Annotated in this window: 10 protein-coding genes and 1 pseudogene; 5 read left to right on the plus strand and 6 right to left on the minus strand. The window is 66.7% G+C overall.

Features of this window, described 5'->3' with window-relative positions:
* Positions 1-666: 666 nt before the first annotated feature.
* The 3 genes from ACFWV8_RS37610 to ACFWV8_RS37620 are packed head-to-tail and all read right to left on the minus strand — an operon-like array spanning position 667 to position 1956.
* Entirely contained in the window at positions 667-1224 is a 558-nt protein-coding gene (locus tag ACFWV8_RS37610) for an ATP-binding protein (protein WP_384214965.1), read from the minus strand.
* A gap of 13 nt (positions 1225-1237) precedes the next feature.
* Entirely contained in the window at positions 1238-1639 is a 402-nt protein-coding gene (locus tag ACFWV8_RS37615; RefSeq protein WP_384214948.1) for a hypothetical protein, read from the minus strand.
* Positions 1636-1956, minus strand: coding sequence for a hypothetical protein (locus ACFWV8_RS37620; protein WP_384214950.1), 321 nt, complete (start codon positions 1954-1956; stop codon positions 1636-1638). The genes ACFWV8_RS37615 and ACFWV8_RS37620 overlap by 4 nt, the downstream gene beginning before the upstream one ends.
* 219 nt (positions 1957-2175) lie before the next feature.
* On the opposite strand from ACFWV8_RS37620, the gene ACFWV8_RS37625 reads away from it, so the two are divergent.
* Together ACFWV8_RS37625 and ACFWV8_RS37630 are read left to right on the plus strand one after the other, a co-directional pair.
* A complete protein-coding gene (locus tag ACFWV8_RS37625; RefSeq protein WP_384214952.1) occupies positions 2176-3342 on the plus strand; it encodes a helix-turn-helix transcriptional regulator in 1167 nt (388 codons plus the stop codon).
* A 12-nt stretch (positions 3343-3354) separates the two neighbouring features.
* Entirely contained in the window at positions 3355-4077 is a 723-nt protein-coding gene (locus ACFWV8_RS37630; protein ID WP_384214954.1) for a 5-formyltetrahydrofolate cyclo-ligase, read from the plus strand.
* A 16-nt stretch (positions 4078-4093) separates the two neighbouring features.
* Here ACFWV8_RS37630 and ACFWV8_RS37635 read toward each other — a convergent pair whose 3' ends face one another.
* Positions 4094-5212 (minus strand): DUF3644 domain-containing protein, encoded by a 1119-nt coding sequence (locus ACFWV8_RS37635; RefSeq protein ID WP_384214956.1) that lies wholly within the window; start codon positions 5210-5212, stop codon positions 4094-4096.
* Between the two features lie 254 nt (positions 5213-5466).
* Between ACFWV8_RS37635 and ACFWV8_RS37640 the strand changes: the two are divergent.
* Positions 5467-5763 (plus strand): annotated as a pseudogene (locus ACFWV8_RS37640) (GNAT family N-acetyltransferase); the annotation flags it as partial.
* Here ACFWV8_RS37640 and ACFWV8_RS37645 read toward each other — a convergent pair.
* A complete protein-coding gene (locus ACFWV8_RS37645; protein WP_384214958.1) occupies positions 5744-6091 on the minus strand; it encodes a DUF6204 family protein in 348 nt (115 codons plus the stop codon). The pseudogene ACFWV8_RS37640 and the gene ACFWV8_RS37645 sit on opposite strands and share 20 nt — an antisense overlap.
* 68 nt (positions 6092-6159) lie before the next feature.
* On the opposite strand from ACFWV8_RS37645, the gene ACFWV8_RS37650 reads away from it, so the two are divergent.
* On the plus strand, positions 6160-7056 hold the full coding sequence (locus ACFWV8_RS37650) for an arginase family protein (RefSeq protein WP_384214960.1): 897 nt from the start codon (positions 6160-6162) through the stop codon (positions 7054-7056).
* A gap of 108 nt (positions 7057-7164) precedes the next feature.
* Positions 7165-9168 (plus strand): DUF5107 domain-containing protein, encoded by a 2004-nt coding sequence (locus ACFWV8_RS37655; RefSeq protein WP_384214962.1) that lies wholly within the window; start codon positions 7165-7167, stop codon positions 9166-9168.
* A 606-nt stretch (positions 9169-9774) separates the two neighbouring features.
* On the opposite strand, the gene ACFWV8_RS37660 is transcribed toward ACFWV8_RS37655, so the two are convergent.
* Positions 9775-10134: a VOC family protein gene (locus ACFWV8_RS37660; RefSeq protein ID WP_384214964.1), complete on the minus strand. Its 360-nt coding sequence runs from the start codon at positions 10132-10134 to the stop codon at positions 9775-9777.
* Positions 10135-10251 lie beyond the last annotated feature (117 nt).

Consider the following 10251-nt stretch of genomic DNA (forward strand, 5'->3'; position numbering starts at 1 on the left):
CACGAACCACCGCCACCCTGACACGGCGTCAGCAAACTAGACTCCGGAAAGGCCCTGTGACCAGGACAAATGGAGAAGTGCAACTGGAGTACTAGAAAAACCCCATCATCGCAGGTCGCAAGGCACTTCTTCGTTTCTGGGTGAACCATCCACGGGCATCAAGCCGGGGTGATCCGGGCTGAGAAGAGGCTTGCCCTCTATGCCGGAAAGAAGGACAACTACCCCTTCGGTGACGGCTCGTCGCCGCTTTTGGCGAGTGTGGCAATCTTCAAAATCGCCCGGGTGACGGGAGGGAAAAGCGCACTTACGCGCCTCACTGATACGCGATCCAGTCGCGGTCGACGCCCACGTTCAGAAGCCATCTGGAAGAACGGTGCTCACCTCGTTGCCGTGGCCGCTCCCGCACGGCTGGTGAGGGCACCCATTGCAAGCACACCGCTTCGCTGCTGCCGAGCGCCTGCATAGAAGTGAGCAGACTCGCAGCGAGAGCGTCAGCGTTCTGGATTCCGAGCCCGCGCCGAGGAGCGCTCGAACCAAGCTCCACTGCAGTCGTCCACTCATGGACAGGTTCATCGGTCGGTGCCGGCTGCGCAGTAGAACTGGAGATGAGCGCGCGCAATTGCCCGGCCACTGCGCGGTGAAGCGCGCTGTCGCTCGTCGTATCTCTCACAGGTTGCGCAGCCCTTCCAGGACGCGCTCCATCAGGGCGATGTCGACCGTGTCTTTCGCAGCGCCTTCCGGGACGCGCACATGTCCGGGCACCCGGTGCGGGACTGGCGGTACATCAACCGTCAGCGTGGGCGGCGTAGATAGTTCCCACTCTGCCCACACGACCTTGCCCCCGGCCGATGACTGGGAGGTGCCCCACCTTTTCGTGAGCGCTTCGACGAGTAGGAGGCCACGCCCGTTCTCGACGTCCACAGTCGGGTGCTTGGTGCCGGGGAGTTCCCTGCTCCTGTCCCACACCTCGACGTACAGATGCATGTCCACGACGCGGAGCTGTACGCCGAGGATGTGTTCCGCCTTGACGTCCGTCCACGTTGGTGTGGTCGTCTTCGGCCCGGTAGCCGTGACGGCGTTGGTGACCAATTCGGAGACAACGAGTAGCGCGTCATCCATGACGTGGGTCGCGTCCCACCACCGGAGCGTGTACTTGGCGAAAGCCCGCGCGCAACTCGCGGCCGAAGGAACAGCGGCGAGCATCAGCCGATCCCACGCGCGCATCAGCGTCACGGCGTTACTCCCGACTGGCTGATGAGACGGCGGTGCCTTGCTGGTCGGCGCCGCTTGCCGTGACTACGTCGTCCTGGTGGTGCGGGAGTTCATCCAGCGCGTGCACGGTGGCCGAGAGGCCGAACTCCAACCGGTCGAGCAGCGCACGTTGAAGCGGGCCGTTGTCGGCCAGGTGCTCCAAGGACGGCACGAACACGTCACGCGCACCGGTAGAGCGGATCACCTCGACCAGCTCGTTGAAGGCGTCGATCGAGCCGCTGTCGAACTCGTGGAAGATGGCCGTGAGTTGCAGCCCTTTCGCGGTGGCGAGGCGCTTCATGTCCTGTTCCAGCGTGATGGCCTCATGGTCGGCGGCGTCGGAACAGGCGCGTAGGTACCCGTGAGCCGGTGACGTCGTATTGCTCATCGCTGGACTCCTTGGACGATCCAAACTCGTGCACCGAGTTCGTACTCAATGTGTTCGCGCATTGCGGCTTGCAGTCCGGGCAGCCGGGCGAAATGCCAGAGGGAAGGCACAATGACGTTACGGACGCCGCTCGCTTTGAGTGCTTCCGTCAAGCAGTCGAAGGCCGGTTCGTTGGCACGAACCTGCTCAACGAACGTCCGTTCCAACGTGAAGCCTTCACGCTCAGCGTGCGTGGCCAAATCGTTCTGCAAGGTTCGGTTTTCGTCGTCCGCGCTACTGGCGGTTAACCGCAGATAGCCGTACATTTCAAGTCGCATCCATTCCTCCTCGTGGGCTGGAAGGGATCGATGGCGACTGTTCTGCTCTGCGCCTTCGATCTCTCCATCAAGGAGAAAAGCTGCTTGACCTGCGAAGACCAACAGCGTCCATGCGGCAGAGATGCCGCATCCATGCCGCAGATGACTGCCTGGCCTGCACGGACGTCGCCCGATTGGCTAGGCTGATTGACGCCCCGTGATCAGTCGGAGGGATGACCGATGGCCAGCAAGCGCATACGGCTGGCTCAGCGTCGTAAATCGGCAGGCTTCACACAGGAGACGCTTGCCGAACATCTAGGCGTCGAGCGTTCCACGGTAGGTCGCTGGGAGAGTGCCGAAACCGAGCCACAAGCCTGGTTGCGACCGAAGCTTGCCCGCGCATTCAAAATCACCAGTGACGAACTGCAGGCGGCACTTGATGATGTGACGATCATTCAGACGCGCCCGAGTGACCGAGTGAACTACGCGCTTGAGAATCCGGCGTCGGCTGACCTGATGGTGGTCGCCTACTTACACGAGCGGTTGCGTCAGCTCGATGAGTCCTACGACCAAGCATCGTCCACCAGCTTGCTGGGCCCGGCCGGACACGTGCACGGTCAGGTGAAGTTCCTCCGTGAGAACGCTGCCAACCCGCGTGTGCGTCGAGCGCTCTACGAGGTGGAAGCCGACTCAGCGACCCTCATGGGTCAACTGGTCTGGGATGTCAGCCAGCGGCGTGACCATCAAGCACCGCTCACCTACTTTGGTGAGGCCGTCGATGCCGCCCGGCACATCCGTGGCCCCTTGATCGAGTCCTACGCCATCCTGCGCATGAGCTTCGTTGCCCTCTACGGGGAGAAGAGTCCCGAACGCGGCGTCATGCTGGCCCAGCAGGCAGCCGAGGTGGCAAGAGCAGCCAGTCCTTCGCTGACTGGTCTGTCCCTGCTTCATGTTGCCGAGGGGCACGCTATGACCGGCGAGATCAAAGCGTGCGAAGACGCTCTGAAGAAGGCTGACGCCCAGTTCGATCGGGTACGTAAGGATGACGTGGCGGCGGAGTACTACACCGCCAACGAGTTCAACCGGCTTGCTGGATCGTGCTACCTGTTCCTCAACTTCCCGGAACGAGCGGAACCGATCCTCCGCACGACCACGCGGGCGCTGGCCGCCAAGAAGAAGAGTCAGGCCATCGCGCTTGGCAACTTGACGCTTTCACTCATCCGTCAGCGGAAGCTGGATGAAGCGGCGGTGACCATGCACCGCACGATTGACGCTGTGGAGCTGACACGCGGTGGCGGCGGTCTTAATCTGGCGTTCTCTGCTGGTCGAGAACTTCGACAGTGGCAAAATGAGCCGTGGGCGCAGGACATCAACGACCGCCTGCTTGCCCTGATGGCCGCGATGTAGAACGGGTGGGGCGTGACAGAGATCGACCAAGCCAAGCAGGCAGTCCGCGACCGGGTGTGGCGCCGACTCATCGATGGTGGCGGCGCTCCGGACGACTCGTACGGCAAGATTCCCGGCTTTTACGGGACCGAGGCGACAGCGGAACGGTTGGCAGAACTAGACGAGTGGCAGCGCGCTGCCACTGTCAAGGCGAACCCAGACTGGGCGCAGCTTCCTGTCCGCACCCGTGCGTTGAAAGACGGCAAACTCCTCTACATGGCCGTGCCGCGCATGGCGTCGCTCGAACCCTTCTACCTGCTCGACCCGGAAGACCTCGGGCTTCCCCTCGCAGAGGCTGCCGAGAAGAAGGGTGCGGCTCAGGTTGCCCGCCGGCTTGGCGTTGAAGACATGCGGCCTATCGACCTGGTGGTGTGCGGCAGTGTCGCGGTGAACCGGTCGGGCGCGCGCATCGGCAAGGGTGCCGGATACTCCGACCTTGAGGTTGCCCTCTTGATCGAGGCGGGGCTCGTGACGGATCAGACCGTGATCGTCGCGCCGGTTCATCCTCTCCAAGTAATCGAGGACGACATCCCCGAGACCGAGCACGATTTCAGCGTCGACTACATCGTCACTCCCGACGAGGTGATCCGCTGCGCCAACCCTCGCCGGCCGCAGGGCCTTGTCTGGGGCGACCTAAGTGCTGAGAAGATCGCCACTATCCCGGTTCTGTCAGCGCGACGGCGGGCGGTGAAGTAGTAACTGCCCGCCTCGCTCACGCGATCTTGCCCATGACGTCCTGGTCTTGGGGCATGGGTTCGGGGGCAACCACCTGCTGCTTCAGAGCCGAGAGCTTCTTCCTCCGTGGTTCCTTGCCGAAGAACGCGCGGTACTTTTCGACGGTCCCGATCTCTCTGATAATCTTGGCTACCCAGGCATCGGTGTATACGTAGGTGCTGAACACCTCGCTGTAGACGCAGTACTTGTCCACGGTGTCGTACGGATTAGCCGCTTTCGTCGCGGGACGCACGCCAAGCCGACGCCACATTTCGGTGTGCTCGGGTTGGACGTGAAACTCAAATGGCACTTGCGCCTCAACCTCGCACGCAACCTGCTTCGGCAGCATCTTGCCCTTGTCCACCACGTCGCGGTACTTGAACTTAGAGATTACTGCCCCAGTGCGGCGCGCCTCGGTCATGACCGTACGCTCGTCCTCGGTCAGCTCGTCCAGGTTGACGAAGTTGATTGCGAGATCAGCATCCGTCTTCTTGCCGACGATCGGCATCAGCCGTACCCGGTAGTCGTACTTCGGGTGATCGAGCACAGCCGGATCGATGTCGGCTTCGAACTTGGCCACCAAGTCGCGCGTACTCTTCGGGAGCTTGGCCGCCGCCGCTTGCTGCTGCGCCTGCCCCTCGGCCGTCAGGGACTGGAGCGTGATCGGGAAGCGTAGCTGATCGGCGAGGCTGTGGGACATGCCGAAGTGAGCTACCAACTCCTGCTCGTAGTTGATGACCAGCGCCTGACATTTGCCACCAGTCACAACCTTGAGGCTGTGCTCGTAGCGGTGCTCCACCTTGTTTCGGAGCGCGACGAATAGCTCGACGTTCAAGCGAACAGGGTTATCGCTCTCATCGAAGCGCTCCTTCAAGCACTGCCGCAGTTCCCACGCCTTCGACTCGCCGTCAATCATTCTCGACTCGCCGGTCTCCGTCTCGTAGTGGTAGTCGGTCCCAGCCATGTGGAACTCTGCGTGCAGCAAGTAGAGCCATGCCTTGTGCATGTGGGTGAGAAAGTCGCTGAAGTTGCCACCCGAACAATTCCACTCGTCCATTGCCTTGAGGGCGTGCCGCTGCGACTCGATGAGCATGTGGCGCCAGCGCGGGTATGCCATTTTATGTGCCCTTCGTCCAATGCGAGGATCACACCCACGCGTTGGTTGGAGCAACCAAAAATGGCAGAGCCACGGGTTGATCTACGGCGACCGGCCCCGCAGGGATCCTACGTAGGCCGCATCATTGCTGCGTCTGCGATGTGACGCCGAGCGAGGCGTTCAGGGGACATCCAAGGGCGTTCTGGCTGGTCAGCGATCTGCGGTGCCGACAGCGACGGCTCTCGCCAGGCAGTACGTAGCCATGATGTTGACGAGCCGTCGGATACGGCGCCTTCGCCCACGCCGCCGGCCGGGGACTGATGGGCGAAGGGCTCCGCCGTGTCCTGCGCCACGCGTTCGGGCCACTCGGCCTGCACCGTCTGGAGGCCAACATCCAGCCCGGGAACGCCGCCTCGCTCGCCCTTGTCCGCAGCGCCGACTTCCGGCACGAGGGCTTTTCTCCCGGCTTCCTGCGGATCGACGGGGCCTGGCGCGCACCCCAACGCCGGGCGATCACCGGGGACATGATCCGCGACGACCCGCCCGGAGGGCTCAGCGGCCCTTTCGGTTGATCTTCATCGTGTCCATGTCCGTCACGGTCGACCGCAGCTCCCCGAATCCGGCGCCGACACCCCCGCCGAACGCGCGCAGCGCCGCCTCCGCCCGTTCCTCGGCGAGGGCGGCGGCCATCTCCTCGCCGTCGGCGGCGTCGGAGACGATCTCGAACCGGTACGAGAAGTGCCTGAGCGACCTGTCGTAGGTGAGCGAGCCCTCGGGTGTGAACCGCATCTGGCTGAGCCCGTGGTCGGCGAGCTCCGCCAGCAACCGCTCCCGCGCCTCGTCCATCAGCTCCGAGAAGGTCCCGCGCACGATCACCCGGTACGTGTGCTGCGTGGTCATGGACGTGCCGCCTACTTCCTGAAGATCCTGATTGAACAACGAGGGTACGGGCGCCCAGGATGGACCGCATGCGAAATATCGTGGTGATCGACGCCCCCTCCAACCTGGGCCTTCGCCCACCTGCTCCCGGAACCGTGCCCGGCTGCTACAAGCTCGCCGGCGCGCTGCGCGAGCAGCGGATCGTGCGGCGGCTCGGCGCGTCCGAGGGCGGGGTCGTCGTCCCGCCCCGTTACGACCGGGGCGACTGGAAGGAAGGTGACGGCGTCTTCAACGCCGCCGCCATCGCCGCGTACACACCCCGGCTCGCCGACCGGATCGAGCGGCATGTGCGCGCCGGTGACTTCCCGCTCGTCCTCGGGGGCGACTGCTCCATCCAGCTCGGTGCCTCGCTCGCGCTGCGGCGGCTCGGGCGCTACGGCATCGCCGCGATCGACGGCTCCGCCGACTTCCGGCACGCCGGGAACTCCCCGTCCGTCGGCGCGGCGGGCGGCGAGGAGCTGGCCATCGCCACCGGGCGCGGCCAGAGCGACCTCAGCGACATCGAGGGGCTGCGCCCGTACGTCCGCGACGAGGACGTACGGATCCTCGGCATCCGCGACTACGACGAGGACCGCGACGAGCTGGCCCGGCTGCGAATCCCCACCGTGACCGTCGGCGAATTCCGCGAGTACGGCGCCGCCGACCTCGCCGGGGCCGTACTCAGGACGCTGGAGGCCCCCGTCACCGACGGCTTCTGGGTGCATCTCGACGCGGACGTGCTCGACCCCGAGGTGATGCCGGCCGTCGACAGCCCGGACGCCGGGGGACTGCTCCCCGACGAACTGGAGGAGCTGCTGCGCGTCCTGGTGCGCTCGGACCGCTGCGCCGGTCTCAACGTGACGATCTACGACCCCGATCTCGACCCCGACGGCACCGCCGGGGCACTGCTCGCGAACATCGTTGTGGCGGCCCTCACCCAAGACTGATCCCAAGGTGCTCTGTTCGGCACGCACTTGACCGTGTTCCATGGTCAACGGGTGCGCGCCGGCCAATCCAGCCGTCGGCGGCCCCAGCGAGCGAAGCGAGGTTTGCCTGTGGCCACGAGCGTGCGACGTGCCGTACTGACCCTGCCTGCCGCCCCCTTGGGGCCGGAGAACCCCCTGCCCGCGCTCCGGCCGCTCGACGAGACCCACTCCGTCGACGAACGGGCCAAGCGGGACCTGCCCCGCGACATGGCGCGGCAGATCGGGTACGAGCCGCTGCGCACCCTGCTTCCGGTGCGGATCCTCGACGGCTACGGACGCGACCGGGTGAGCACCGACCTCGACGCGATAGTCATCGAGAACGACCGGCTGCGGGCCACCGTTCTGCCGGGGCTCGGCGGGCGCGTCCACTCGCTGCACCACAAGCCCACCGACCGTGAACTGCTCTACCGCAACCCGGTCTTCCAGCCCGCCGACTTCGCGCTCAACGGCGCCTGGTTCTCCGGCGGCATCGAGTGGAACATCGGCGCCACCGGCCACACCACGCTCTCCTGCGCGCCCGTGCACGCCGCGCTCGTGCCCGCCCCCGACGGCGGGGAGATGCTCAGGCTCTGGGAGTGGGAGCCGCTGCGGGGCCTGCCGTTCCAGGTCGATCTCTGGCTGCCCGAGGACTCCGACTTCCTCCACGTCGGCGTGCGGATACGCAATCCGCACCAGGGGCCGGCGCCCGTCTACTGGTGGTCCAACATCGCCGTGCCCGAGGACGAGCACACGCGCGTCCTGGCACCCGCCGATGAGGCGTGGCACTTCGGGTACGAACGGAGCCTGCGCCGGGTCTCGGTGCCCGAGTACGACGGCGCGGACCGTACGTACCCGCTGCGCGGCCAGTACCCGGCGGACTACTTCTACGAAGTCCCGCGCGAGGCCCGGAAGTGGATCACCTCGCTCGACGCGGAAGGACGCGGTCTCGTCCAGACGTCCACGGACACCCTGAGCGGACGCAAGCTCTTCATCTGGGGCGCGGGGCGCGGCGGGCGACGCTGGCAGCAGTGGCTCACGGAGCAGGGCACGCCCGGTTACGCCGAGATCCAGGCCGGGCTGGCCCGTACCCAGCTCGAACACGTCAAGCTGGAGGGCTACGAGGACTTCAGCTGGCTGGAGTCGTACGGTCCGCTCGAAGCGGACCCCGCCGCCGTCCACGGCACCGACTGGGACGCGGCCCGCGCGGAGGTCGGCACCCGCCTCGAACAGGCGCTGCCGCGCGCGGCTGTCGACGCCGCGTACGAGGCGTGGCTGCCGTACGCGGACAACGAGCCCGGCGAACGGCTCGCCACCGGCTCGGGCTGGGGCGCGCTCGAAGTGCTGCGGGGCGCGATGCGCGGTGGGTACGAGCTGCCAGGCACGCCGTTCGACGCGTCCATGCTCGGCGAGCAACAGGCGCCGTGGGTCGAGCTGTTCACCCATGGCACGTTCCCGAAGGCACGGAAGGCCGAGCCGCCTGGCCCGACGCAAGTCGCCCCGCACTGGCGCGACATGCTGGAGACGGCGCCCGCCGAGCCGCTGACGGAGTATCACCTGGGCGTCACGCAGTGGCACGCGGGCGATCTGGCCCAGGCCGTACGGAGCTGGGAACGCGGCCTCAAACTGGCCTCCTCCCGCTGGCCGTTGCTGCGCTGCCTGGCCGTCGCCGACCGGGAGGACGGCAACCCCGAGCGGGCCGCCGATCTGTATCTGGAGGCTTTCGACGACCTGTGCCGCGAGCGCGGGGAGGAGACCGTCCGGGCCGGGGCCGACGATGAGTCCTGGACGGCGGCCACGGTGGCGCTGGCCCGCGAGTCGATCGCCGCGCTGCTCACCGCCGACCGCGCGGCGGACGGGCGCCGGGTCTGGGACCGGCTCTCGCCGGAGATCCGGCAGCGCGGCGCCTTCCGGCTGATCGAGGCCCAACTGCTGCTCGCCGAGGACGACAAGACCGCGGCACGCGCGGTCTTCGACGCGGGCTTCGAGGTGGCGGACCTGCGGGAGGGCGAGGAGACACTGAACGAGGTCTGGTCATCCCTGACGGACGACCCCTTGCCGGAGGCTTACGACTACCGGATGCGCCCGGGGGACTGAACGGGGCGCTGCGGTAGGGGAGTTGGGAGGGAGGCGTAGGGCGGGTCCGTGAAGTCCCGTCCGGCGTTGGACGCTTGGTCCGCGCCGGGATGCGGTTGTCATCTCCGTCTGGGGGCCGTCTCTGGATGTGCGGTGCGGTGGGTCGGCGACCGGAGGCCCTAGCCCTTCGGGCACGGGAGGCGCGCCCTTGCGTTTCATGGCCTGGGGCGGGTCCTGAAGTCCCGCCCGGCATAGGACTGTTGGTCCATGCCGGACGCGGTCGTCGTCCCCCTCCGGGGGCCGTCTCTGGACGTGCGGTCCGGTGGGTCGGCTACCGGGGGTCCCGTGGCCCTTCGGGCACGGAGGTGGCCCCTTTGTGCTGTCTCGACGGCCCTGAGTGTGTCCGTGACGTCCCCCTCCAGCTGAAGGCGCTTGGTCCGCGCCGGGGCCGTCTCCGGGCGCCGGGTCGGTGGGTCGGCTACCGAGGCCCCGTAGCCCTTCGGGCACGGGAGGTGTCCGCCCAAGCACGTCCCGTACGGGGGCGAGCCCCCGGCCGTCACACGCCCTTGGCGGGCGAGCCGCCCACCGCGGCTCGCCCGGTGCGTGGAGGCGCGTGCCCGGGAGTTGTCAGCCGGTGCGGACCGGGTTGCGGTCCACGTACTCGAAGACCGAGCCGTCCGGGTGGACCGCGATCAGGTTGCGGCCGGCGGGGGTGGGGACCGGGCCCGCGAGGACCTGGGCGCCGACGTCCGTGAGCGCGGCGAACGCCTCGTCCACGTCCTTGACGGCGATCGTCGCGGTGACCTTCCGCAGCACCTCGATCTCCTCCGCGGGACCGCTCATCAACAGGAAGCAACTCACGGCGGCGACGGAGACCCCACCGCGCTCGAAACGGAGCGCGGGGCTGCCGGTCAGCCGTTCGTAGAAGGCGACCGACGTCTCCAGGTCGTCGACGCAGATGCGCAGCGTGGTTCCCAGGATTTCCATACGGGTGAGGGTAGCGAAGCACCGATCTCCGCGACCATGAACCCGGGTCCTGTCTTCGAAGTAGCGCCGTCCGCCCGCAGGGCGGGGCCGCCGCGGGCCAGGCGCTACTTCGAAGAC

Origin of the sequence: Streptomyces sp. NPDC058665 (assembly GCF_042714995.1) — a bacterium.
In the GTDB taxonomy this organism is placed as follows: Bacteria; Actinomycetota; Actinomycetes; order Streptomycetales; family Streptomycetaceae; genus Streptomyces.

Bases quoted from the DNA above. Each gene is read 5' to 3' on its own strand.
- ACFWV8_RS37610 (WP_384214965.1), bottom strand. From the start codon at position 1,224: ATGCGCGCGTGGGATCGGCTGATGCTCGCCGCTGTTCCTTCGGCCGCG.
- ACFWV8_RS37615 (WP_384214948.1), bottom strand. From the start codon at position 1,639: ATGAGCAATACGACGTCACCGGCTCACGGGTACCTACGCGCCTGTTCC.
- ACFWV8_RS37620 (WP_384214950.1), bottom strand. From the start codon at position 1,956: ATGCGACTTGAAATGTACGGCTATCTGCGGTTAACCGCCAGTAGCGCG.
- ACFWV8_RS37625 (WP_384214952.1), top strand. From the start codon at position 2,176: ATGGCCAGCAAGCGCATACGGCTGGCTCAGCGTCGTAAATCGGCAGGC.
- ACFWV8_RS37635 (WP_384214956.1), bottom strand. From the start codon at position 5,212: ATGGCATACCCGCGCTGGCGCCACATGCTCATCGAGTCGCAGCGGCAC.
- ACFWV8_RS37645 (WP_384214958.1), bottom strand. From the start codon at position 6,091: ATGACCACGCAGCACACGTACCGGGTGATCGTGCGCGGGACCTTCTCG.
- ACFWV8_RS37650 (WP_384214960.1), top strand. From the start codon at position 6,160: ATGCGAAATATCGTGGTGATCGACGCCCCCTCCAACCTGGGCCTTCGC.
- ACFWV8_RS37660 (WP_384214964.1), bottom strand. From the start codon at position 10,134: ATGGAAATCCTGGGAACCACGCTGCGCATCTGCGTCGACGACCTGGAG.